General features: G+C 43.2%; 19 protein-coding genes and 2 tRNA genes. 5 read left to right on the top strand and 16 right to left on the bottom strand.

The genetic code is table 11. The annotated features are described in order from the left end of the window. Window position 1: 1 nt before the first annotated feature. Complete coding sequence (gene rnjA, locus ADH27_RS03495) at window positions 2–1,684, top strand: ribonuclease J1 (RefSeq protein ID WP_006595536.1); 1,683 nt, start codon at window positions 2–4, stop codon at window positions 1,682–1,684. Window positions 1,685–1,781: 97 nt separating this feature from the next. Here rnjA and glnA read toward each other — a convergent pair whose 3' ends face one another. The 4 genes from glnA to ADH27_RS03475 all read right to left on the bottom strand — a co-directional run bounded on the left by glnA (window position 1,782) and on the right by ADH27_RS03475 (window position 5,723). Then, on the bottom strand, window positions 1,782–3,128 hold the full coding sequence (glnA, locus tag ADH27_RS03490) for a type I glutamate--ammonia ligase (protein WP_006595535.1): 1,347 nt from the start codon (window positions 3,126–3,128) through the stop codon (window positions 1,782–1,784). A 41-nt stretch (window positions 3,129–3,169) separates the two neighbouring features. Next, window positions 3,170–3,535, bottom strand: coding sequence for a MerR family transcriptional regulator (locus ADH27_RS03485; RefSeq protein ID WP_048715733.1), 366 nt, complete (start codon window positions 3,533–3,535; stop codon window positions 3,170–3,172). Between the two features lie 69 nt (window positions 3,536–3,604). Further along, complete coding sequence (locus ADH27_RS03480; protein ID WP_048690848.1) at window positions 3,605–4,138, bottom strand: FUSC family protein; 534 nt, start codon at window positions 4,136–4,138, stop codon at window positions 3,605–3,607. Between the two features lie 385 nt (window positions 4,139–4,523). Further along, on the bottom strand, window positions 4,524–5,723 hold the full coding sequence (locus ADH27_RS03475; protein WP_048715731.1) for a phosphoglycerate kinase: 1,200 nt from the start codon (window positions 5,721–5,723) through the stop codon (window positions 4,524–4,526). 140 nt (window positions 5,724–5,863) lie between these two features. On the opposite strand from ADH27_RS03475, the gene ADH27_RS03470 reads away from it, so the two are divergent. Next, on the top strand, window positions 5,864–6,571 hold the full coding sequence (locus tag ADH27_RS03470; RefSeq protein ID WP_048715728.1) for a hypothetical protein: 708 nt from the start codon (window positions 5,864–5,866) through the stop codon (window positions 6,569–6,571). Between the two features lie 94 nt (window positions 6,572–6,665). Here the strand turns inward: ADH27_RS03470 and ADH27_RS03465 are convergent, their stop codons facing one another. The 12 genes from ADH27_RS03465 to rsgA form a co-directional block, all read right to left on the bottom strand. Then, the gene (locus ADH27_RS03465) at window positions 6,666–11,462 is read right to left on the bottom strand and encodes an endo-beta-N-acetylglucosaminidase (protein ID WP_048715768.1); all 4,797 of its coding nucleotides are present in this window, start codon (window positions 11,460–11,462) and stop codon (window positions 6,666–6,668) included. A 228-nt stretch (window positions 11,463–11,690) separates the two neighbouring features. Then, on the bottom strand, window positions 11,691–12,701 hold the full coding sequence (gap, locus tag ADH27_RS03460; RefSeq protein WP_006595530.1) for a type I glyceraldehyde-3-phosphate dehydrogenase: 1,011 nt from the start codon (window positions 12,699–12,701) through the stop codon (window positions 11,691–11,693). Window positions 12,702–12,956: 255 nt separating this feature from the next. After that, a complete protein-coding gene (gene fusA, locus ADH27_RS03455) occupies window positions 12,957–15,038 on the bottom strand; it encodes an elongation factor G (RefSeq protein ID WP_048715725.1) in 2,082 nt (693 codons plus the stop codon). Window positions 15,039–15,303: 265 nt separating this feature from the next. Then, on the bottom strand, window positions 15,304–15,774 hold the full coding sequence (gene rpsG, locus ADH27_RS03450; RefSeq protein WP_048715723.1) for a 30S ribosomal protein S7: 471 nt from the start codon (window positions 15,772–15,774) through the stop codon (window positions 15,304–15,306). A gap of 19 nt (window positions 15,775–15,793) precedes the next feature. Beyond that, window positions 15,794–16,207: a 30S ribosomal protein S12 gene (gene rpsL / locus ADH27_RS03445; protein ID WP_001142332.1), complete on the bottom strand. Its 414-nt coding sequence runs from the start codon at window positions 16,205–16,207 to the stop codon at window positions 15,794–15,796. Between the two features lie 216 nt (window positions 16,208–16,423). Continuing rightward, entirely contained in the window at window positions 16,424–16,960 is a 537-nt protein-coding gene (locus ADH27_RS03440) for a hypothetical protein (protein WP_048715721.1), read from the bottom strand. Window positions 16,961–16,982: 22 nt separating this feature from the next. Next, window positions 16,983–17,807: a pur operon repressor gene (gene purR / locus ADH27_RS03435; protein ID WP_048715719.1), complete on the bottom strand. Its 825-nt coding sequence runs from the start codon at window positions 17,805–17,807 to the stop codon at window positions 16,983–16,985. A 129-nt stretch (window positions 17,808–17,936) separates the two neighbouring features. Beyond that, window positions 17,937–18,887, bottom strand: a complete 951-nt coding sequence (locus ADH27_RS03430; protein ID WP_048715717.1) for a 3'-5' exoribonuclease YhaM family protein — start codon at window positions 18,885–18,887, stop codon at window positions 17,937–17,939. Beyond that, window positions 18,874–20,130 (bottom strand): DNA recombination protein RmuC, encoded by a 1,257-nt coding sequence (locus ADH27_RS03425; protein ID WP_048715715.1) that lies wholly within the window; start codon window positions 20,128–20,130, stop codon window positions 18,874–18,876. Before ADH27_RS03425 ends, ADH27_RS03430 begins: the two co-directional genes overlap by 14 nt. 1 nt (window position 20,131) lies before the next feature. After that, window positions 20,132–20,797 (bottom strand): thiamine diphosphokinase, encoded by a 666-nt coding sequence (locus ADH27_RS03420; RefSeq protein WP_048715712.1) that lies wholly within the window; start codon window positions 20,795–20,797, stop codon window positions 20,132–20,134. After that, entirely contained in the window at window positions 20,757–21,416 is a 660-nt protein-coding gene (rpe, locus tag ADH27_RS03415) for a ribulose-phosphate 3-epimerase (protein WP_023024510.1), read from the bottom strand. The genes ADH27_RS03420 and rpe overlap by 41 nt, the downstream gene beginning before the upstream one ends. Before the next feature lie 15 nt (window positions 21,417–21,431). Continuing rightward, window positions 21,432–22,310, bottom strand: coding sequence for a ribosome small subunit-dependent GTPase A (gene rsgA / locus ADH27_RS03410; protein WP_048715710.1), 879 nt, complete (start codon window positions 22,308–22,310; stop codon window positions 21,432–21,434). 330 nt (window positions 22,311–22,640) lie between these two features. On the opposite strand from rsgA, the gene ADH27_RS03405 reads away from it, so the two are divergent. The 3 genes from ADH27_RS03405 (at window position 22,641) to ADH27_RS03395 (ending at window position 23,855) form a co-directional block, all read left to right on the top strand. Next, window positions 22,641–23,561, top strand: coding sequence for a CPBP family intramembrane glutamic endopeptidase (locus tag ADH27_RS03405; protein ID WP_048715708.1), 921 nt, complete (start codon window positions 22,641–22,643; stop codon window positions 23,559–23,561). A gap of 118 nt (window positions 23,562–23,679) precedes the next feature. Beyond that, window positions 23,680–23,762 (top strand) — tRNA-Leu (locus ADH27_RS03400). A 4-nt stretch (window positions 23,763–23,766) separates the two neighbouring features. Next, window positions 23,767–23,855 (top strand) — tRNA-Ser (locus ADH27_RS03395). Window positions 23,856–23,887 lie beyond the last annotated feature (32 nt).

The raw sequence follows: 23,887 nt of genomic DNA, 5'->3' as shown, positions 1-23,887 counted from the left end.
CATGGCATATACCTTAAAACCTGAAGAAGTTGGTGTTTTCGCCATTGGAGGTCTCGGGGAAATCGGTAAAAATACCTATGGGATTGAATACCAAGACGAAATCATCATTGTGGATGCAGGGATCAAGTTCCCTGAAGATGATTTGTTAGGGATTGATTACGTGATTCCTGACTATTCCTATATCGTTGAAAATATCGATCGTGTCAAAGGTGTCTTGATTACCCACGGGCATGAAGACCACATCGGAGGAATTCCCTTCCTCTTGAAGCAAGCCAATGTGCCAATCTATGCTGGACCTTTGGCCCTAGCCCTTATTCGTGGAAAATTGGAAGAGCATGGCCTCCTTCGTGGTGCCAAACTCTATGAAATCAACCAAAATACGGAGTTGACCTTTAAGCATATTAAAGCAACCTTCTTCCGTACAACCCACTCCATTCCAGAACCTTTGGGGATTGTTCTTCATACGCCTCAAGGAAAAATCGTCTGCACAGGAGACTTTAAATTTGACTTCACACCTGTTGGTGAGCCGGCCGACCTTCACCGGATGGCTGCACTAGGAGAGGAAGGCGTCCTCTGTCTGCTTTCTGACTCAACCAACGCGGAAGTCCCAACCTTTACCAACTCTGAAAAAGTCGTTGGCCAATCCATTATGAAGATTATTGAAGGCATTCATGGACGCATCATCTTTGCTTCCTTTGCATCCAACATCTTCCGTCTCCAACAGGCTGCAGATGCCGCTGTTAAAACTGGCCGCAAGATTGTTGTCTTTGGACGCTCGATGGAAAAAGCCATTGTCAACGGAATTGAGCTTGGCTATATCAAGGTACCACCTGGAACGATTATTGAACCAAGTGAAATCAAAGACTACCCGGCAAACGAAATCCTCATTATGTGTACAGGTAGCCAAGGGGAGCCTATGGCGGCACTGTCTCGTATCGCTAATGGAACCCACCGCCAGGTGCAATTGCAACCGGGTGATACCGTTATCTTCTCATCTAGTCCAATTCCTGGGAATACAACTAGTGTGAATAAATTGATCAATATCATCTCGGAAGCGGGAGTCGATGTCATCCACGGTAAGATTAACAATATCCATACCTCTGGACACGGTGGCCAACAAGAACAAAAGCTCATGTTGCGCTTGATCAAACCCAAATACTTCATGCCTGTCCACGGTGAGTACCGTATGCAGAAGATTCACGCTGGACTTGCGCGTGATTGTGGAGTAGAAAAAGATAACATCTTCATCATGAGCAACGGAGATGTTCTTGCCCTGACGGCTAACTCAGCTCGTATCGCAGGAAGCTTCAATGCTCAAGATATCTATGTCGACGGAAATCGCATCGGAGAAATCGGAGCGGCTGTCCTTCGTGACCGCAAAGATTTATCAGAAGATGGGGTTGTCCTAGCTGTTGCGACAGTTGACTTCAAGTCGAAAATGATTTTAGCTGGACCAGATATCCTCAGCCGTGGCTTCATCTATATGAGAGAGTCCGGTGACCTGATCCGTGAAAGTCAACGCATCCTTTTCAATGCTATTCGAATCGCCTTGAAAAACAAAGATGCCAACATTCAAACCGTACACGGTGCCATTGTCAACGCCCTTCGTCCTTTCCTTTACGAAAGCACGGAACGTGAACCTATCATCATCCCGATGATTTTGACACCAGATGAAGAAAATTAAGTAAAAAGAATGGATGAGACCTGTCGGTCCCATCCATTTTCTTTGTATGAAAAATGAGCCAGGTCATCAAACCTAGCTCATTTTTGGATAAATTTGCTTAGTACAAGTCCAAGTAGTTATCAATTTCCCATTGTGAAACAAAGGTTGCATAGCTTGCCCACTCGATCCGTTTGGCTTCCAAGAAGCTGGTATAGATATGTTCACCAAGAGCATCCTTAACAACTTCGTCTTCGGTCAAGGCTTTCAAAGCATTGTGAAGGGTAGATGGGAGGTCAGTGATTCCAGCTTCTTTACGCTCTTCTGCAGTCATGATGTAGATGTTTTCTTCGATAGGAGCTGGTGCTTCGATTTTGTTCTCAATCCCGTGCAAACCAACTTCCAAGAGAACAGCCATTGCAATATAAGGGTTGGCCATTGGGTCTACTGAGCGCAACTCAAGGCGTGTTCCCATACCGCGTGAAGCTGGTACACGAACCAATGGTGAACGGTTGCGGCCAGCCCAAGCGATGTAAACAGGTGCTTCATAACCTGGAACCAAACGTTTGTAGGAGTTAACGGTTGGGTTCATGATGGCTGTGTAGTTGTAGGCGTGCTTGATCAAACCTCCAAGGAAGTGATAAGCTGTTTCTGACAACTGCATTCCTTTTGGATCATTTGGATCAAAGAAGGCATTGTTTCCTTCAGCGTCGAACAAGGACATATTGCAGTGCATCCCGGAACCAGCAATCCCAAATTTTGGTTTAGCCATAAAGGTTGCATACAAACCATGTTTGCGAGCAATGGTTTTGACAACGAGTTTAAAGATTTGAATCTTGTCACAAGCACGAAGCACTTCATCGTACTTAAAGTCAATTTCATGCTGACCTACGGCCACTTCGTGGTGACTGGCTTCTACTTCAAATCCCATTTGAGTCAAGACATTGACGATCTCACGGCGAGTGTTATCCGCAAGGTCTGTAGGCGCCAAATCAAAATAGCCACCCTTGTCATTCACTTCAAGAGTTGGATCCCCATTTTCATCGAGCTTAAAGAGGAAGAACTCTGGCTCTGGTCCAAGGTTGAAAGATTTGAAGCCAACTTCTTCCATGTGACGAAGGGCACGTTTGAGGTTCCCACGTGGGTCTCCTGCAAAGGGTTCCCCTTCTGTTGTATAGACATCACAAATCAAGCCTGCGACACTACCGTTCTCATCTCCCCAAGGGAAAACCGTCCAAGAGTCCAAGTCTGGATAGAGATACATATCAGACTCATTAATCCGAACAAACCCTTCGATAGAAGATCCATCAAACATGGCCTTGTTTGAGAGAACCTTTTCCAACTGTTCATCTGTCGCTGGAATTTCAACGTTTTTCATGGTCCCTAAGATATCTGAGAACATCAACCGAATAAAGGTTACATTTTTTTCTTTGACTTCGCGACGAATATCTTCAACAGTAATTGACATGTGTGTCTCCTTATGAGTATAGCATTTAGCAAAAAGAATGATCAGCGTAACTGACCATATGGCGATGAGGTTGTATGAAAGCGACTTTGCTGGAGAATGTCACGGTGAAGGGCCTTACGGACATCCTTTTCACTGACAATCTTGGCAGCTTGACGTTGAGCTTCTTTCTCAGCAATCCGTTTTTTAATTCCTGCAATATTAAGGCCTTCAGATAAATAATCCTTAATTTCCAACAGGCGATCCATATCGTTGAGAGAAAACATCCGACGATTGCCCTCTGTTCGATCTGGAGTAATGAGTTGTTGATCTTCGTAGTAGCGAATTTGACGAGCTGTTAAATCTGTCAATTTCATAACACTACCAATCGGAAAGACCGCTAACGTTCGTCTTAATTCCTTTTCTTTCATACAAGACCCCCTTTCTATTCTATTATAACGCAAAAAAAACCGATGTCAAGATTAAAATGTCACATAATCTCACATGGTTTTTTTTCTTTCTTTTATAAAGTCCCGAATCCGATCCACATCTGAATTGACTAAAATCGCAACGAAGACTCCGATAAAGGTTTCAAAGATGCGGGCAAAAACATATAGGAACGTTTCTCCTGTCGGAATGGAGAGGGTGATGATCAACATGGCTGAAACTCCACCGATGATTCCAGCTTTGTTGTTCATAGCGACGTTTGTCATTATGGTTAACATGGTCGCAATGGGCACAAAAATCAGGGTCACCCAAAAAGCATTGTGGAAGAGAATCTTGATCATAAAGAACAGCAGGGCATAAAAACCACCGATACTGTTGCCCATCACGCGCGAAGCTCCGAAGTGAACACTCTTATCAAAATCTTCTCTCAAACTAAAGACAGCTGTCAGCGCCCCAATCTGCAAGCCCCGCCAGCCAAAGATACCAAAAATCAATAGAACCAGAAAAACGGCTATCCCTGTTTTGAAGGTTCGCATTCCTAATCGAAATTTGGAACGGTCAAATTTATGTCGTTTAAAGTAATCCATTGTCCCCTATCTTTCTATCTCTTTTATTCTAACATATTTCTAGAAAGGTTCAAGCGGGGAAATGAAGATCGACTAGCTTCCTTCTACTCTACAAAGTCATCTTAAAAACTTTCCTTAGGTGAGTACGGACGTCAGCGAACTTCGAAGAAGTTCCATGACTTAGTTTTGAACCTAAAGTTTCAAAACTCCCGAGTGCTTGAAACAAATGTTTCAAGCACTTTTATCACAGCGGAAAGTTTCGGGATTTTCTTGATTAATTTTAAAAATGAGATTACATTTTATTTCGATACAGAATCACTTAACTTATCTTATATAAAAATTTGGTTGTATACATTCTAAAAAAAGCACCTTTCGGTGCTTCTTCTATGGTTCATGAGGAACCGTCTTATTTTTCAGTCAAGGCTGCAAGTCCTGGAAGAACTTTACCTTCAAGAAGTTCCATTGATGCTCCACCGCCAGTAGAGATCCATGAGAACTTGTCTGCACGTCCAAGGTTGATCGCTGCGGCAGCTGAGTCACCACCACCGATGATTGATTTAACACCTGGTTGTTTTACGATAGCGTCCATTACACCGATTGTACCAGCTTGGAAGTCAGGGTTTTCAAATACACCCATAGGTCCGTTCCATACAACTGTTTTCGCACCAGTCAAAGCTTCGTCAAATTTAGCGATAGATTTAGGACCGATATCCAAACCAAGGAAACCTGGGTCTACTGCTTCACCTTCAGTGTCTTTCACTTCAGTGTAGTCAGCAAATGCGTTTGCTTCTTTTGAGTCAACTGGCAAGATCAATTTGCCGTTTGCTTTTTCAAGAAGAGCTTTAGCGACATCCAATTTGTCTTCTTCTACAAGTGAGTTACCGATTTCGATACCTTGAGCTTTGTAGAATGTGTAAGTCATCCCACCACCGATAAGAACTTTATCAGCTTTTTCAAGCAAGTTTTCGATCACACCGATCTTGTCTGAAACTTTTGAACCACCAAGGATAGCCACGAATGGACGTTCTGGAGCTTCAACTGCTTCTTGGATGTAAGCAATTTCGTTTTCAAGAAGGAATCCAGCAACTGCTTTTTCAACGTTTGCTGAGATACCAACGTTAGATGCGTGTGCACGGTGAGCTGTACCGAATGCATCGTTTACGAAGATACCATCTCCAAGTGATGCCCAGTATTTACCAAGTTCAGGATCGTTTTTAGATTCTTTCTTGCCGTCAACATCTTCGAAACGAGTGTTTTCAACCAAAAGAACTTGTCCATCTTCAAGAGCGTTAATCGCTGCTTCCAATTCAGCACCACGAGTAACACCTGGAAGGAAAGCAACGTCTTGACCCAATTTAGCAGCCAAGTCAGCCGCTACAGGAGCAAGTGATTTACCTTCTTTGTCTGCTTCTTCTTTCACACGTCCAAGGTGAGAGAAGAGGATTGCACGTCCACCTTGTTCAAGGATGTACTTGATTGTTGGAAGAGCTGCAGTGATACGGTTATCGTTAGTGATCACGCCATCTTTTACAGGAACATTGAAGTCAACACGAACGAGAACTTTTTTCCCTTTCAAGTCAACGTCTTTAACAGTCAATTTTGCCATTGGATATGACTCCTTCTTTTTTTAATACATGATAATTATATCACAAAAGCTGTAAAAGAGGTAGAAAAATCCAATGCTTTTCCCCTCTTATTGACAGTCTAACCAAGAGACCCTATAATAGGGATAAAAAGGAGATATAAATGAAAGAAGGATTATCTACTCAACAAAAAGAAGCCGACAAAGATTTAAATATCTTGGCACTTTTCACCTTGCTTCCACTGATGGGCTTTCTAGCTTTTCAGGAGCCAATCATCAACTTCACTAGAAGCCCAGACCATTCTCTCTGGATTCGCTTAATCGTTCTCGCACTTTGTCAATTTTCTGTAGCTGGCTTGGGAACTAGTGCTGTCCTTATTCGTAGAAAAGAAAGCATACAGAAATATGGACTGGTTAAGAAAAAATTCTTTCCAACTATCCTTCAAACAGTTCTTATTGCCTTACCTCTTCTCATTTTCCTCATAGCTTCAGGTCAGATGCATTCCTATCTTCCTTTTCAATCCATCCTCCTAACAAAAGAAGTCTTATCCAGTCCCTTCCCAACCAATTTCTTGGGCTATCTTCTCATTTCTCTTATTTGGGGATTCTGGGAGGGTTTTAATTATGTTGTGATTGTCCAAAAAATCAACCTCCGCTATCCTCAGTACGTAAAAGGAGTATGGAATCTAGGAGCATTTGTGTGTGCTTTAATCTGCTTGCTCATCCACGGGATGATTGGTTTTGACTCATTGTCACTCTTACAAGAAGGAACTGTTTTCATTCTTATTTATGGAATGCTTCTAGTTCAGAGACGTACAGGAAACGCTTGGGGCTGTATTCTTATTTTTGTCCTCCTTTGGAATGCCTTTTAATATCCTCTAAACAAGATCAAACCTCTCTGGTTTTTACCAGAGAGGTTTTTTTGAGAGTGACTTTTTAAAAGAACGAAAGAATCCTGTAAAAGACTTACTCTTCTTTCCTCTTACCAGCCAAGAGGAAGCCGCCTAAGGCTGCTAAGAGAACAGCTTCTGCTGCAAAGGAAGCTTCTAGGCTTGCCGTATTTGGCAAGTGTTCCGATTGACTTTCTTTGCTTGCATCTTTTGTTCCTTGCTGAACCGTTGGCTGTGAGTTCGCTCCTTGGTGGGCACTTAACAACTGATGGATCTCTTGATCGACCATATCCTTGTGATCTTCCTCTTGATGACCCGGTTGAGTAGAAGTCGTTGGGGCCAACTGATCCACTTGAGATGAATTTGTAGGCTTCAGTGGATTAGCTGGATCCGGAGTCACTGGGGTACTTGGTTGGACTGGCTGATTTGGTTGAGCCGGTTGAACAGGCTGATCAGGTTTAGCCGGCTCCTCTGGTTGGATCGGTTGATCTGGTCCTTCCGTTTTTGCTGACTTATAGACAATCGCATAGTGGGTAAAGTGAGGAGCTGTAAAGATAACGGTATCTCCTTCTCGCTCAAAGGCTAAGGATTGAGGTGCTTGACCTTCTGGGAAGAAGAGAACTTGCTCCACTTCTTTATCCTTATCCACAGGGATTTTCACAAGGGATGGATGCTGGGTATCGACATCCTGACCACTTGCATCGACTCCTTCGATATCAAAGATAGTCGCTTCTCGTCCCTTCAGCTCTTCTTTTTCTGCCTGATTGGCTTCAACTTTCGCGACTTTTAGTCCCTTAATAGCAGTAGTCTCCAAGTTAGAGAATTGAACTTCGACTCCAGTCACAGGGTCTACAAAGACCGCTGGCTTATCTTCTTTCAGGAGCGCAATCAATGTTTCTAGACCTGTTTTTGCGGTTGCGAACGCTTCAGGAGTGAGTTCTGAAGAAGCTAGGAGTTCTTTATTTTTCTCAACCAGTGACTGTAAAGCGTCACCAGAAGGGTGGTTTGGCTTACTTGCTAATAGAGCGGTCGCTTCCTCTGTCAGAGCAGAAAGAGCTTCTTTCTCTTTGACTAGATTAGCTTGTCCATCCAAGGCTTTCAAGAGAGCGGTCAATTGGTTCAACTGCTCATTGACTTGATCTTGTGTGCTGGTATCATGCTCTTTCAAGACTTTTTCAGAAGCAGCCATTCCAGCCAGCAAGGCTTCTTTGACTTCAGGACTAGCAAATGTAAAGTCTACTTTGGCTTTTGCAGCTTCAGCTTCAGCCAATTTTTGCTTGAGGTATTCATCGTTGAGAGCTGGTTTTGGATTAACGAGGACATCAAAGCTTGTGCTAGCTCCTTTGTAATGGATAGTGATGGTTTGACGGCCTTCCTTGCTCGCATCAAAACCAGTTACTTCAACCCCTTCATCGGTCAAGGCGTGCGTTTCGGTTGTTTCATCATCAAAGACAACTGTAAAGCGTCCGCCTTCTTTTTCCAATGCTTCGCCGACGATATATTCTACTTTTGGTTTGTCGGTCAATTCTAGACCAGCAACTGCTTTTTCACCTGCTTCCTCTGCACTGACCACAAAAACAGTGAGAGTCTTATCCAATTTCTGACCAAGGTAAGAAACTTCTAGGTGTTGTTCTCCAAGCTTGCTACTGTCAAATCCATGAATCTCTACACCTGAGTTGGTGAGGTTGACCAGTTGATCTGCTTGGCCATCTTTATAATGAACACGGAGAGTCGCCCCTTTCAAGGAAAGAGCATCCCCTTCCCGGTAAACCTTCTTGGTCAAACCATCTTCAAATTGAAGTCCCGCAATTTCTTTATCATTTTTTGGAACTTCGATCGCTAGAACATTACTGATATCTTTGCCAGGTTCTTGCGCACGATAGTAGAGAAGAGATGGGGTTGATTCAAAAGCCAGTGGTTTAAAGATCAGATTTCCAGCTTGATTGGCTGTCATGGTCGCAATTGGGCTAGTCGCTTCTTTATCGGCATAAAGAGTCAGTGTGGTATTGGCCGGTACATCTTTGAAGCCGACTTGGACAAAATGATTGCCTAAGTTTTGCGCTGCAGCATGTTTCATCGGGATGTTGACCGTTTCCGTATCCAGACTTTCATACATCTTCCAGTTGTAAATCCGGATGGCTTGCCATGGGGTTCCGTTATCTGCCGTAATGACATGGAGACGCCATTCTTGAGCCTTGATTGGATGGTCGAGTGTAATGTCGGACACATGGGCTTTATTGCCACGAACTTCCTTAGCGAGCTTCCACTCACCCGCTTCATCCTTGTAGTAAAGGTCGAAGTCACGGGTATTCATCTTGCCATCGTCGACAGATTCTCCACCCGCACCGGCATGGTCCATGACCCAACGAACAATGGTCCGTGGTTGTGTCAAGCGAATATCGACTGTTCCACTCAATTGAGCAGAAGACCATTTATCTGAAAGACTGGTAATGGTACCATTTAACATACCTTCGATGCCTTCACTACCATCCGCATCTGGGAAGCTCGAACCAATGACTTTGGCTCCAATCACCACGTTTGGTGCAAGGGCTTTTGGAAGACTGGTATCTGACACGGTCATACCCCAATCAAAGGCCACAGTTCCTGCATCTGAACGTTGGCCGTTCTTCCCAACTGCCACAACCTTGAGGTCCTGAGTCGTTCCTTCAGCACTTGCTGAACGGCTAACTTTTGGTAGATAGACGGTTGTCGCAGAAGACCCTGTTAAGAGACGCCAGTTGTCGCCGTCTTTTTCATAGACTTCATAATAATCTGCGTCCGCAACCCCTTTAAAATTAAGGACAGCCTCCGCTTCCTGGGCATTTTGCAGGCGTTTTGCCCGAACAGTCACTTCAGATGGGGCTACTGGTTTTTCTTGGTTGGACGTAATCGACAATTGACCGAGGTTGAACTTGTAATCTTTGACATCTGCATCATGATCAAAGAACATCTTAACGGCATAAATAGTCTTACCCGCCAAGCCTCCCAAATCAAAGGTTTGAGTAGACCAATCCGCACTCGGTGTCAATTCCTTCCATTCGTATTCAGAGTAGTCTTCTTTTGTGGCAACAGCTACCCAAGCAGCAGCTCCGACCCCACCCTTGTGAGACACACTTAATTTTGTCGTTTCTGTCACAGGAATCTTAGTAGAATAGAGCATAACATTTTGACTGCTATTAGCTTTCAAATCCCCTTCAAAGGTTAAAGAGTTCCCTCCATTGTAGGCTTGATCAAAATCATAGCGACCTTTTAATGGCGTACTATCTTCACTATGCTCTACCCACCAGCGCCATGTTGGAAGGTAGCCAGAAACAGAACGGTAGTTCCACTCCCCTTCTTTAGAAATCTTGCCATCCACAAACCAATGTTTGCCGTGGCCTGTATTAAAGGACGTATTGAAATTAGCACTTGTAATTGGCGTTTTATCCACTACTAGATTGGACATCCCGTACCAAGATTGGTCTGCTGGTTTTCCTTTGGTTGGATCCCCTTGGAAACCAGTCCAGAATAGATCTTCATGGGTATGGTAACCTTCTCCTGTCTTTCCTAGACCTGTAATGGTATCAGGTGCATAAAGCCCAAGAGATAGACGCAACTTGCCATGCTCATCTAGAATCGCATTCCAGTCGACATTGGTCTTATAAGAACCTCCTTTTTGAAGTTCGAGACCCGCTAAAACATCATAAGGATTGCGGTTAATCCATTTGGCTGTACTAATCGAATAATCAACTTCTGATTTGCCCCAGTTAAAGTTGGCAAAGAAGGTATCTACAGGATTTTCCCCGTTTTCAGGCTGCATGAAATTGTAGTTGTACTCACCCAGTGCATTTTCATGGTAGCGACCATATTCATAAGTCATAGCATCATACCAAGAATACTTGATCGGATAGTTGACGCTCTTCGCATATTCCTTGGTATAAAGAAGGAAATCTCTTAATTTTGGCCCCAAAGGCTCTACTAAGTTCCCTGTTGTTTCTTGGTTGATAAAGTAACCATCGAAACCATAGTACTTGGCTAAATCAACCAATTTACGAGCAATCGGGAAGGTTTTTGAGCCTTCACTATCTTCTTTCAAGGTTTCTGCAAAGCGCTCTTGATCCTTGATGCTACTAGACCAGTTGTAAAAGAGTGTTCCGTAAATGGGAACCCCATTTCGGTGGGCCGCATCAATCACATCTGCTGAAGGGACAAGTCCTTCCCAAAAGACCATAGAATCCAAATATTGCCAGTAGTCAAAAGCATAAGCCTTAAACTCTTCCCCACCGACGGAAGCATGATCCTTAGCCTTTGAGTTCATGTTAGAAAGGGCTTGGATCTTTGCTTCTGGGTTGGCTTGCTCGTTGATTTGCTTCCCTTGAAAACGGCTAGCAAGGGGGACACTTGCTCTGTTCAAATCATCATCTACTCGTTTACCAGGTTCCCATTTCAACAAATCATCCCAAGTATCAAACTTGACCTCTTTCGGTCTTAATTGTTTTTCTTCATTGGTTGGTAAATCTTCCACTTTTTCTGCAGCTACTTTTGGTTGTTCCGTCGCTGAAACGACTGGAGTATCTGTCGTCGTCGGGCTAGCTTCTGTGCTAGCAGGACCAGCCTCTGTCGTAGCTGGAGTTGCCTCCTCAACTGGTTTTGCTGTTTCTGCAGTTGGCAAAGCAGCATCTGCAGTGTAGACTCCCGCTTCTCTGATCAAACGATTGACATCTTCCGTATTTGCTGTGGAAGCTTCTAAGGGTTGTTCATTAGTCGCATGCGTCTCATCTGCTGAGACTACCCCCGTTCCTAAAAATGCCAATCCAATCAATGCAGAACAAACTCCTACACTGAATTTTCGGATACTAAAACGTTGTTGTTTTTCAAATTGATGACCTTTCATCTTGACCTCCATCTTATTTTACTGATTTCCAATCTCCTAAAACACTCCTCCTTCACTATCCTGCAATCGCTTACATTTTTCTTGATTGGAAATCTTCACTCAGATTTAGTTTACCCCTTTAAAGAGAGGTCTGTCAATTCATTTTAGCAAATCCTATAATAAGGTGAGGAGGAACTAAAAAAAGTACAAAAAAAGAGGAGGTCACCCTCCTCTCATCATACGCATGAATTATTTAGCAATTTTTGCGAAGTATTCAAGAGTACGAACAAGTTGTGCAGTGTAAGACATTTCGTTGTCATACCATGAAACAACTTTAACCAATTGTTTACCGTCAACGTCAAGAACTTTAGTTTGAGTTGCGTCAAACAATGAACCGTAAGCCATACCTACGATATCTGAAGATACGATTGGATCTTCTGTGTAACCATATGATTCGTTAGCTGCTGCTTTCATAGCTGCATTTACTTCATCAACAGTAACGTTCTTTTCAAGAACTGCAACCAATTCAGTAACTGATCCAGTTGGAGTTGGAACGCGTTGTGCAGATCCGTCCAATTTACCGTTCAATTCTGGGATTACAAGACCGATAGCTTTAGCAGCACCAGTTGAGTTAGGAACGATGTTAGCTGCACCAGCGCGAGCACGACGAAGGTCACCACCACGGTGTGGTCCGTCAAGGATCATTTGGTCACCAGTGTAAGCGTGGATAGTAGTCATCAATCCTTCTACAACACCGAAGTTATCTTGAAGAGCTTTAGCCATTGGAGCCAAGCAGTTTGTAGTACATGAAGCACCAGAGATAACTGTTTCAGTACCATCAAGAATGTCGTGGTTAGTGTTAAATACAACTGTTTTAACGTCGTTTCCACCAGGAGCAGTGATAACAACTTTCTTAGCTCCACCTGGGTGCAAGTGTTTTTCAGCAGCTTCTTTCTTAGCAAAGAAACCAGTTGCTTCAAGAACGATTTCTACACCGTCGTTAGCCCAGTCGATTTGTTCTGGATCACGTTCAGCAGAAACTTTAACGAATTTACCGTTAACTTCGAATCCACCTTCTTTAACTTCCACAGTACCGTCGAAACGACCTTGAGTTGTGTCATATTTCAACAAGTGTGCAAGCATAACTGGATCTGTAAGGTCGTTGATGCGAGTAACTTCAACACCTTCTACGTTTTGGATACGACGGAAAGCAAGACGACCGATACGACCGAAACCGTTAATACCAACTTTAACTACCATTCGTGATTTCCTCCTTATGAAAATCAAAAAATTTTTTATGTGAAAAGAGTAACTTGATAGGTTACAAATCATCTTTCAACAATATTATTATATACTTTCTTCCCCTAAAATGCAACTGATTTCATTAGGATTAGAAATATTACACAAACTTTCATATTCATTTTCACTATCTCTTATGAGGAAGTGGCCTTAAGTTCTTTTCGAATCAAAAAAAGCTTTCCTCCTATGAGGAAAGCTTTTAGCTAGACGGTAAAATTATGCTTCACCTTTAGCTTTTTTAATGATTTCTTCTTGTACTGATTTCGGTACATCTTCGTAGTGGTCAAATACCATCATGAAAGTACCACGTCCTTGAGTTGCAGAACGAAGGACAGTAGCGTAACCGAACATTTCAGCAAGTGGTACATAAGCACGAACGATTTGGCTTGCACCGTGTGCTTCCATACCGTCTACACGTCCACGACGAGCAGTTACGTGACCCATAACATCCCCAAGGTTTTCTTCAGGAACTGTGATGGTTACAAGCATCATTGGTTCAAGGATAGCTGGTTGTGCTGATTTAGCTGCTTCTTTAAGAGCAAGAGATGCAGCGATCTTGAAGGCAGTTTCAGATGAGTCGACATCGTGGTATGATCCATCGTAAAGCTTCGCTTTCACGTCAACCATTGGGTAGCCAGCAAGAACACCGTTAGCCATAGATTCTTGAAGTCCTTTTTCTACTGCAGGGATGAATTCACGTGGAACCACACCACCGACGATCGCATTTTCGAACTCGAATCCTTTACCTTCTTCGTTTGGAGTAAATTCGATCCAAACATCACCAAACTGACCTTTACCACCAGATTGACGTTTGAAGAATCCACGTGCTTGTGTAGAAGCGCGGAATGTTTCACGGTAAGATACTTGAGGAGCACCAACGTTTGCTTCAACCTTGAATTCACGTTTCATACGGTCAACAAGGACATCCAAGTGCAACTCACCCATACCAGAGATAACTGTTTCACCAGTTTCAGGGTTTGTTTCAACGCGGAATGTTGGATCTTCTTCAGCCAATTTTTGAAGGGCGATACCCATCTTATCTTGGTCTGCTTTAGATTTAGGCTCAACCATCAATTGGATAACTGGTTCTGGAACTTCGATTGACTCAAGGATAATTTTCGCTTTTTCATCTGTCAATGAGTCACCAGTTGTAGTATCTTTCAAACCAACGGCAGCAGCGATATCTCCAGAATAAACTGTTTCGATTTCCATACGAGTGTTGGCGTGCATTTGAAGGATACGTCCGATACGTTCACGTTTACCTTTAGATGTGTTCAATACGTAAGAACCTGAGTTCAAGACACCTGAGTAAACACGGAAGAATGTCAAACGACCTACGAATGGGTCAGTCATGATCTTGAAGGCAAGAGCTGCAAATGGCTCTTCATCAGATGCTGGACGTTCTTCTTGTTCGTCTGTATCAGGGTTTACACCCTTGATTGCAGGGATATCAAGTGGGCTTGGAAGGTAGTCAAGGACTGCGTCCAACATCAATTGAACCCCTTTGTTCTTGAAGGCAGAACCACACAATACTGGGAAGAATTCAACATTGATAGTTGCTTTACGGATAGCAGCCTTCAATTCTTCGTTAGTGATTTCTTCACCTTCAAGGTATTTCATCATCAAGTCTTCATCAGTTTCAGCAACTGCTTCAACCAATTTTTCACGGTATTCTTGAGCTTGGTCAAGGTATTCAGCTGGGATATCTTCTTCAAGAATGTCTGTACCAAGGTCGTTGGTGTAGATTTCAGCTTTCATCTTGATCAAGTCGATGATTCCACGGAAGTCATCTTCTGAACCGATTGGCAATTGAATTGGGTGTGCGTTTGCTTGAAGACGATCATGAAGTGTGCTTACTGAGTAAAGGAAGTCAGCACCGATTTTATCCATCTTGTTCGCAAATACGATACGAGGAACACGGTATTCAGTTGCTTGACGCCAAACTGTTTCTGTTTGAGGCTCAACACCTGATTGTGAGTCAAGAACCGTTACAGCACCGTCCAAAACGCGGAGTGAACGTTGTACTTCGATCGTGAAGTCCACGTGTCCTGGTGTGTCGATGATGTTAACACGAGTGTCTTTCCATTGAGCGGTTGTCGCAGCAGATGTGATGGTGATACCACGTTCTTGCTCTTGCTCCATCCAGTCCATTTGTGACGCACCTTCGTGAGTTTCACCGATTTTGTGAATCTTACCAGTGTAGTAAAGGATACGCTCAGTTGTAGTTGTTTTACCAGCATCGACGTGGGCCATGATACCGATATTACGAGTTTTTTCAAGTGAAAATTCGCGTGCCATGAGGTTTTGTTCTCCTATATTTTTTATTTCTATACTATTATAACATGATTTAACAAAAACGGATAGGCAGGACCTACCCGTTCTCATTGTTTATCCTGTTTGGTTTAGCTGATTTGAGCTCAATTGAACTCAGGCTAAAGTTAGTTAGCCGATTTGAGCCGGAACGGGATGCTGTGTGAAAAAGATAAACTTCCTTGTATTCGTCGAATACTGCGTCAGTTTCCTATTTTCACTTTGCATCCTTTTCGTTCCTAGCATCATAATCTTACCAGCGGAAGTGTGCGAAGGCACGGTTAGCTTCAGCCATACGGTGAGTGTCTTCACGTTTCTTAACTGCTGCACCAGTGTTGTTTGCAGCATCCAAGATTTCTTTAGCAAGGCGATCAACCATTGTGTGCTCACCACGTTGACGAGCGATGGTTACCAACCAACGAAGTCCAAGTGTTGTACGACGTTCTGGACGAACTTCAACTGGGACTTGGTAGTTAGATCCACCAACACGACGTGCACGTACTTCAAGTACAGGCATGATGTTTTCCATTGCTGTTTCAAATACTTCAAGCGCGTCATTTCCAGTAACTTCTTTGATTTGCTCAAAAGCACCGTAAACGATTGAAGCTGCTGTACCACGTTTACCATCAAGCATAACGCGGTTGATAAGACGAGTAACTAGTTGTGAATTGTAAAGCGGATCTGGCAATACATCGCGCTTTGGAGCTCTATTTTTACGACTCATTTCTCTTTATCCCCTTTCCTTATGCTTTTGGACGTTTAGTACCGTATTTAGAACGGCCTTGTTTACGATCGTTAACACCTGCAGTATCAAGTGCACCACGGACGATATGGTAACGTACCCCTGGAAGGTCTTTTACACGTCCACCGCGAAGAAGCACCACGCTGTGCTCTTGCAAGTTGTGTCCGATACCTGGGATGTAGGCAGTAACTTCGATCAAGTTGCTCAAACGTACACGAGCGAATTTACGAAGGGCAGAGTTAGGTTTTTTAGGTGTCATTGTTCCAACACGAGTTGCAACACCACGTTTTTGTGGTGAAGAAACGTTTGTTTGAACTTTTTTATGACTGTTGTAACCAACGTTCAAAGCTGGTGATTTAGATTTTTCTACTTTTGATTTACGCGGTTTGCGAACCAATTGGTTAATTGTAGGCATCTACATTCTCCTGTATTTTTTTATTTTTGGTGATGATACACTTGGTGACAGCTACCATCTGTGTGTACTTTTGCAACATTTGTCAGCACGTCCCTGTACACTCTTGAGAGACCAAAAGTAAAAAGTACCGTCTATTATTGTAACATAGCGGTACTTTCACTGTCAAGATTTTTTTCTCTTTTTTGCACGATTGCTTCTTCTTAAAATCGCGCTAGATTATTGTTCAGTTTGTTGTGTTACAGCTGGTGTGGTAGCATTCGAAACCTGAGGAACCTCATTGGACTGATACTGAGGGACTTCTGCGGGAACGACTTGTTGAGGTTGACCTGTTTGGCTAGCTTGATTCGTATCAGTTGATTGAGTATTCTGATTGGTCTGCATTCCGTAATAGTCTACAATGTACTGAATACGAGCTTGAAAGGCCTGTTTCTTGGTTTCGTCCTTCACTTTTTCTACAGCCTCTTGCGCAGCGGTTAAGGTTTCTTGAGTTGCTGTGGTTTCAAAATGAGCAACTGCTTTTTCAGCCGCTTCAGCGATTTTCGCTTCCTCTTCTTCTTTGGCTTTTTTAGGGTCTTTCTTCTTAATAGGAAGAGAACCTGTTTTTTTGGTTTCTTGCTTCACTACTGTAACTTGGTCTGCAGAATTTTTACGAACCGTATAAAGCCCACCGACAAGAACTCCTGTCAAGATGAATATCGTTGCCAATCGAAGCCACAGGGGACTACGATCAAAACGGTCTAAAATTGTTTTCATTTTCCTTTCTCCCTCTCCAGCCTTAGTTCTTATCGAAAATATTTCCGATTTCTACATCAATTTTATTTTCTGCTACATCAATATTGGTCACACGTAGAAGTGACTTGTGATCGAATAAATCTTTACTTCTAGCCGAAGCATTGTCCGCAAAAATAGCGACTCCTGCCAACTCTGAATCGAACTCAGCTAAGAGGCTAACCATCCCACTGATCGTTCCCCCTCCTTTAAGGAAATCATCGACAATTAGAACACGGCTTCCAGCTTTCAAACTACGTTTTGATAGGAACATTTTCTCAATCCGATCGCCACTGGAACCAGATACGTAGTTGACACTGACCGTTGAGCCTTCTGTAATTTTCAAATCGCGTCGTACAATGACAAAAGGAACATTTAAGACATTGGCTACCGCGTTTGCTAATGGGACACCCTTAGTGGCCACCGTCATGACTGCATCGATTTTTTGATCTCGGAAGGCCTTGGCAATAATGCGCCCAATATTATTTAAGATTTTTGGATCACTTAGCAAATCCGAAAGGTAGATATACCCACCTGGTAAAATCCGGTTGCTTTCTGACAGTTGATCGCACAAATTTTGGACGATTTCTTTTGAATCTGCATCCGAAATCGATGGTGTAAAGATGACCCCTCCACCTGCACCGGTAAGAGTTTCAATGCTTCCAATTTCCATTTCTTCAAAGGCCCGTTTAATAATGACAATGTCCTCAGAAATAGATGATTTGGCAGATTCGTATTTTTCGGCAAATGTATTTAAACTCGTCAATTCGTAGGGATGATTAATCAAGTAATTCGAGATCACAACCATCCGCTCACTTCTTCTTAGCTTCATTTTCTCTCCACATAGTTTTTTATTGTATTATACCATATTATACCAAAAAACGAACGTTGTTAGTCTCACAACATTCGTTTTTGGTTTTTTTACTAACAAACTAAGAGTAAGATTTTCATCACCAGTCTATTAAGAATCTTTTAAATTTGGCTTATAGAAGGAGCGGTTGTCTAAAGCAAAAATCTTATTGGTCATTTCACCAGGGCCTACTAAAGCTAAGGCAGAAGTCATCATCATCATTTCTGCATCTAGGTTATCAATCATATGGATGATCTCGGCTTCCATGATTTTTGGACGAACCGGGCTACCATATTCTAGTAGACCGTGGTGACTCAAAATCACATGGCGCAACACAATCACATCTTCTTTTTGATCATCAATCTTTAACTCTTGTAAGACCTTGGTAATTTCTTCATCGATCAGAGCAATGTGCCCGATGAGGTTTCCTCGAACCGTATATTCCGTATTTTCAGGGCCTGAGAGTTCCAGTACCTTGGCAAGATCATGGAGCATGATGCCGGCATAGAGGAGACTCTGGTTTAATTGAGGATACACCTGATAGATGCTCTCAGCCAAACGAACCATGGTGGCTGTATGATAGGCTAAGCCTGTCTCAAAAGCATGGTGGTTGGTTTTGGCCGCAGGATAAGAGTAGAACTCTTTGTCGTACTTGCTGTATAGCGCCCGCACCACACGTTGCCAAACTGGATTTTCTATTTTGAAAATCATCCCCGATAGATAATCTTTCAAATCGACTGGATTTACCGGAGGTTTTTCCTTAAAGTCTGCTGGATTCGATGGTTCCCCACTTTGAGGCAACCGCAAGGTCAACTGATTGACCTGAGGCGTATTGTTGTAGACTTCCCGACGGCCACTCATATGAACCACGCGCCCAGCCTGAAATTGCTCCACATTATGTGGCTGAGCATCCCACAATTTTCCTTCGATCGTGCCTGTCTCATCTTGGAAGACAAAGGCAAGATAATTCTTTCCAGCACGTGTCTGACGAACATCTGCTGACTTAATGAGGTAGAAGCCTTCAAACAATTCGTCTTTTTTCATTTGATTAATTTTGACCATCATCTTCTCCATCTTCTAAATTCAATAGGCTTGATATATCTAGATTCTCTGACGTTTCAATGTTTCGGAGTGTGCGCTCGATAGCATTTGTTCTTCGGTTTAAGAGGTCATCAATATTACCAGAGGCATGCTTCAACTGCCGTTGGGTCTTTTCTAAAACGCCTCCAAATTTTTGGAACTCCGTCTTGACGGATGCAAGGACCTTGCTAATATCATCTGCACTTCGTTGAATATTCAGGGTCTTAAATCCAACCGATAAGGAATTTAACAAGGCTGAAAGCGTACTTGGCCCCGCGACGACAATCTGCTCCTCTCTTCGGAGGCGATCAAAGAAGGCTGGGTCGCGGACCACTTCTGAATAGAGCCCTTCCGTCGGTAAAAAGAGAATCCCAAAATTAGTAGTGGCAGGTGGATAGAGGTATTTTTGATGAATGTCCTTGGCAAATTGTTTGATACTAGCCAATAGGAGTTTGCGACACCGTTCAATCTCCTCTTTCTCCCCACTTTCATAGGCTTCTTCCAGTCGGTAATACCCCTCCAGAGGAAACTTAGAGTCGATTGGCAGATAGACGTATTCCCCTCTGACCTGACCAGGCATCTTGATAGCGTACTCGACGCGTTCGCTGGAATGGGGAACTGTTACAAACTCTCTTTCATATTGGGCGGGAGTTAGGATATCTTCAATGATCTGGCCGAGTTGGAGTTCTCCCATAATCCCACGGGTTTTCGTATTAGAAAGAACCTTATTGAGACTTCCTACATCTCTAGCGACCGTCTGCATTTCCCCAAGACCTTTATTGACCGACTCCAATTGTTTGGAGACTGTCTCAAAAGAGGTTTGAAGACGACTGTGCAAGGTTTTTTCCAACTTTTCTTCGACCGTTTGACGCATCTGCTCCAACCGCAAATCATTGGAAGCTTGAATCTGTTGCATCCGCTCGTCCGTTTTGTCTCGGTTTTTAGTGAAATTCTCAGCAAGTTCTGCTCGTAAAGCAGTCGTTTGCTGATGCATTTCTGTCCGTAATTCCATAAGACGGTCACTGATTGCCATCTCTATCTGCTGGCCAGTGATTTGCTGAGCTTGTCGCTCTCTCTCAAATCGGTAATCCAGCTGATCCGAAAGATGATCTTCTTGGTCCTCCAGTAAGTCACGGACCTGTTTGTTATCAGCTGTCCGTTGCTGGTAGAGCAAGAAGAGCAAGACAAGATTTCCCACTCCTAATACAAAAAGGATTATTTCCATCTTATTTCCCATCCTTGCTATAAATGATAAGGGCGTAGCCTCGATCAATGGTTAAGGTAATCGGCTGATTGATAAACTCGTTGGAACCATAAATAGCCTTTTTAAAATAATTGGTCTGATTTAAGGGATACTTAGCTCCTTCAATCTGGATGGAAGCTCCCTCAACTGGCATAAAAGCTACATAGGTATAGCCTGCTATAGGCAGAATGGTATGGCGACCTGCTGGACGGTAGCAGAGATAATTTTGTTGGTCCATCAAGTAAAGTTGCGACATAAAGGGTGCAATCTCTGGATCGCTGGGCAAAAAAACACTGGCCAAGTGGTGATCCAGGCGACCACCAAAGGCTCCAAAAATCAGAATGTCCGCTTGAGGCCAACCTTCTAACACTTCCTTAATCGCCAATTCTAAATCCGTATCATTTTTTTCTGCTACCGAAGTCCGTATTTCGTGAGCCGCAGATTGAATACTCTGGAATTCTTCTGGCTCGACCGAGTCAAAATCTCCAACTGCTAAAGTAAGTTCCAATCCTTGCTCTAATAGGAAAAGGCAGCCTGCATCCACCCCGACATAAACATCCAAGTCTAGCGGAATGGTTTCCACTCGGCCACCAGCTACAATCGCAACCTTAGTCTTGGATGGCTGCTCGAAGGGTTTGAACTCGTTCATTCACATCTCCATTAAACACATAGGAACCTGCTACAAAGACGTTTGCCCCTGCTTCTTTCGCAGCGTGAATCGTCTTATCATCAATTCCCCCATCGACTTCAATATCGAAATCCAAGCCTTTTTCTTCACGTAATTGAACCAATTGACGAATCTTATCCATAGTTTCTGGCAGGAAGGCTTGCCCACCAAATCCTGGGTTGACAGTCATGACAAGTACTTGGTCTACCAAGTTCAAGATGTGTTGGATACTTTCAACAGGGGTTCCTGGATTGATGACCACACTTGGTTTCACCCCTGCCAAACGAATTTTTTGAAGGGCGCCATGGATGTGTGGCGTCGCTTCGACGTGAATGCTAATGATATCTGCTCCGGCACGCGCAAACTCTTCGATATGTTGCTCAGGATTGGTAACCATCAAGTGGCAGTCAAACACTAGCTTGCTGTGAGGACGCATACTAGCAACTACACCAGCACCAAAGCTGATATTAGGCACAAAGTGGCCGTCCATCACATCGATGTGGGCGTACTCCGCACCAGATGCTTCCAATTTCTTCAATTCACTTTCAAAATTTGCATAATCTGCACTCAAAATAGAAGGGGCTAATTTGTTTGTTTTCATATTCTTCAGGTCTCCTTATTTGGGTAATTTTTTCGATACTTTTTTATAGGTTTCTCGCCTATTTTCGATCTCGCTCAAGAACTGTAAGTAATTCTCAAAGCGGAAGGAAGCTATGATCCCTTCCTCAACAGCAGGCTTGACGGCACAGGATGGTTCATGTGTGTGGGTACAAGTACGGAATTTGCAATCCTGGCTCACCTTGGCAATGTCTGGAAAAGCATGATTCAGATCTTCCGCATTATCGACTTCATAATCTAGAGAGGAGAAGCCAGGAGTGTCCGCAATTTTGCCCCCATTGAGATCATAAAAACTGACAGCTCGCGTCGTATGGCGGCCGCGTCCAAGACTGTCGGAGATTTCTCCTGTCTCTAGTTCCAACTCCGGAGCCAAGGTATTCAAGAGGGTGGATTTCCCCACTCCTGTTTGGCCCATAAAGACCGTCACCTGATCCTTCAAGAGAGGCAAGAGCTCTTCCTTGTCCGTGACAAAGTCATAGCCCATTTTGCGATAGACTTCCTGGAAAGGAAGCATCTGAGCTGGATCTTCTAGTAAGTCCATTTTTGAAATATAGACAATCGGATGAATCACTTTTTGTTCCAAGAGGACTAAAAAGCGGTCCAATAAATTAACATTAAAATCTGGCTCTTTGGCAGACATGATGACGACAGCCTGATCTATATTCACAATGGGTGGACGGACTAAGCTATTCTTTCTTGGGAATATTTTTAAAATATAGCCTTCCGAATTTTCTTCAGCTGAAAATTCTACCTTATCTCCAACATAGGGAGTTTGTCCCTTTTTCCGGAAATTTCCTCGGGCGCGTGTTTGGTAAATTTCTCCCTCGCACTCCACATAATAAAAACCGGCCAAGGCTTTAACAATCGTTCCTTGCAACTAGCACTCCTTTAAAGTTAATACTACCATTATATCAAAAAATATACGATAGCGCTTACTGACTTGGGTAGGAAAAAAGAAGTTCATCCAGTTTTTTTGAGCAAGATGCAGACAAGGGGTTGTAAACGTTTTCAGATAGGTTTATAATAGAGGAGAAGGACATAATATATATGCCTATCGTGGGAAGTCCAAACTATTTTATAGAAAGGAAGTGACGGAGACTGATACATTTCTTGACGAAGCTACCTGATTAGTAATGAAAGAAGCCTTTTTTTGGTGCCTAATTTCTGACTTTCTTACTAATCCCTGCCAGTTATAAGGAGGTCCTTTATGAGTTTTTCATTTCTTTCCAAGAGTAACCCTCTCGTTTCTAATGTAAAGAAAGGGAAGTTTTTAACCCCTTGGTTTTTAGCTCCCTTTATTCTCTATTACATCACCCAGTACATGTCTCCGATCAGTACTGCTTCCACAAACTTCTTTTTGAACAAACAAAGTTGGATTCCCGACTGGTGGAATATTCTGGATCTTTTGTCCTTCCTCTACACCATCATTGCCTTCTTCCTCTGGGTGAAACTCATTGAAAAACGACCGATTCGAACCATGGGCTTTTCCAAAGGAAATGGTCTCTCCGAATTCGCTAAGGGTGTCTTGGTCGGTGCCATTATGATTACTACGGTCTTAATCGTCTTCTTCATCACTGGCGATGTCCGTTTCGATCGTATTCAATTTAGTCTTCCTTTCCTCGTATCTTGGATCTTGGTTCTGATTGGCTATATTTTTCAAACGGCAGCCGAAGAAATTTATATCCGTGGTTGGTTGATTCCGATTATTTCTTACCATAAGAATGCTTACTTAGCCATCCTCATTTCTTCTACCATGTTCTCCTACTTCCACTTGAACAACAACGGAGCTTCCTGGCTCTCAACAGTTCACCTCTTCGTTTTCGGTCTCTTCACAGCTGTCTATGCCTTGAAGAGAGGAAATATCTGGGGACCTTGTGGCTTCCACTTCGCTTGGAACTTCATCATGGGAAATGTCTACGGCTTCCATGTCAGCGGCTTTGATAGTGAATCCTCTCTGATGTACTTCACGACTTCAAACCGGACCTTTATCACAGGTGGTGAGTTTGGACCTGAAGGCGGGATCCCTGGCTTAGTCGTCTTTATCCTTGCTCTCTTATGGGCCATTTTCCTTCTCAAAGATACCTCTGCAGAACAAGAAGAACTCTACCCTCAACTGAGTTATGAATAAATAAAAAAAGAAAAGGCTGGATTTTCCCAGCCTCTTTCTTTTTCCTCAATAGGTTCGATAAAAAGAAACATGCTATTTTTTCTTGGCATTTCTTTTAAAAAGAGTATAATAGAACTATGCGGAGGTGGTGGAACGGCAGACACGCATGCTTCAGGCGCATGTGCCCCTTCGGGCGTGAGGGTTCAAATCCCTTTCTCCGCATCTTGGAAAGGTGGCCCAGCTCGGTACGGCACCGGACTCGAAATCCGGCAAGTGGATTTTCTTCACGCGCGGGTTCAAATCCCGTCCTTTCCTTCTACAACTGGAAAAGACATGAGCTTCATATC

Origin of the sequence: Streptococcus sp. 343_SSPC (genome assembly GCF_001072385.1) — a bacterium.
In the GTDB taxonomy this organism is placed as follows: Bacteria; Bacillota; Bacilli; order Lactobacillales; family Streptococcaceae; genus Streptococcus.
The sequence above is the reverse complement of the archived record's forward strand: the minus strand, read 5'-3'. Positions and strand labels throughout refer to the sequence as shown.

Excerpts from the sequence above, each read along its gene's own strand:
- ADH27_RS03430 (WP_048715717.1), bottom strand. The coding sequence starts at position 18,887 with ATGGTCAAAATTAATCAAATGAAAAAAGACGAATTGTTTGAAGGCTTC.
- ADH27_RS03465 (WP_048715768.1), bottom strand. The coding sequence starts at position 11,462 with ATGAAAGGTCATCAATTTGAAAAACAACAACGTTTTAGTATCCGAAAA.
- rpsG (WP_048715723.1), bottom strand. The coding sequence starts at position 15,774 with ATGAGTCGTAAAAATAGAGCTCCAAAGCGCGATGTATTGCCAGATCCG.
- purR (WP_048715719.1), bottom strand. The coding sequence starts at position 17,807 with ATGAAGCTAAGAAGAAGTGAGCGGATGGTTGTGATCTCGAATTACTTG.
- ADH27_RS03475 (WP_048715731.1), bottom strand. The coding sequence starts at position 5,723 with ATGGCAAAATTGACTGTTAAAGACGTTGACTTGAAAGGGAAAAAAGTT.
- ADH27_RS03425 (WP_048715715.1), bottom strand. The coding sequence starts at position 20,130 with ATGGAAATAATCCTTTTTGTATTAGGAGTGGGAAATCTTGTCTTGCTC.
- rpe (WP_023024510.1), bottom strand. The coding sequence starts at position 21,416 with ATGAAAACAAACAAATTAGCCCCTTCTATTTTGAGTGCAGATTATGCA.
- ADH27_RS03485 (WP_048715733.1), bottom strand. The coding sequence starts at position 3,535 with ATGAAAGAAAAGGAATTAAGACGAACGTTAGCGGTCTTTCCGATTGGT.
- rpsL (WP_001142332.1), bottom strand. The coding sequence starts at position 16,207 with ATGCCTACAATTAACCAATTGGTTCGCAAACCGCGTAAATCAAAAGTA.
- ADH27_RS03480 (WP_048690848.1), bottom strand. The coding sequence starts at position 4,138 with ATGGATTACTTTAAACGACATAAATTTGACCGTTCCAAATTTCGATTA.
- ADH27_RS03405 (WP_048715708.1), top strand. The coding sequence starts at position 22,641 with ATGAGTTTTTCATTTCTTTCCAAGAGTAACCCTCTCGTTTCTAATGTA.
- rnjA (WP_006595536.1), top strand. The coding sequence starts at position 2 with ATGGCATATACCTTAAAACCTGAAGAAGTTGGTGTTTTCGCCATTGGA.
- fusA (WP_048715725.1), bottom strand. The coding sequence starts at position 15,038 with ATGGCACGCGAATTTTCACTTGAAAAAACTCGTAATATCGGTATCATG.
- ADH27_RS03440 (WP_048715721.1), bottom strand. The coding sequence starts at position 16,960 with ATGAAAACAATTTTAGACCGTTTTGATCGTAGTCCCCTGTGGCTTCGA.
- ADH27_RS03470 (WP_048715728.1), top strand. The coding sequence starts at position 5,864 with ATGAAAGAAGGATTATCTACTCAACAAAAAGAAGCCGACAAAGATTTA.
- glnA (WP_006595535.1), bottom strand. The coding sequence starts at position 3,128 with ATGTCAATTACTGTTGAAGATATTCGTCGCGAAGTCAAAGAAAAAAAT.
- ADH27_RS03420 (WP_048715712.1), bottom strand. The coding sequence starts at position 20,797 with ATGAACGAGTTCAAACCCTTCGAGCAGCCATCCAAGACTAAGGTTGCG.
- gap (WP_006595530.1), bottom strand. The coding sequence starts at position 12,701 with ATGGTAGTTAAAGTTGGTATTAACGGTTTCGGTCGTATCGGTCGTCTT.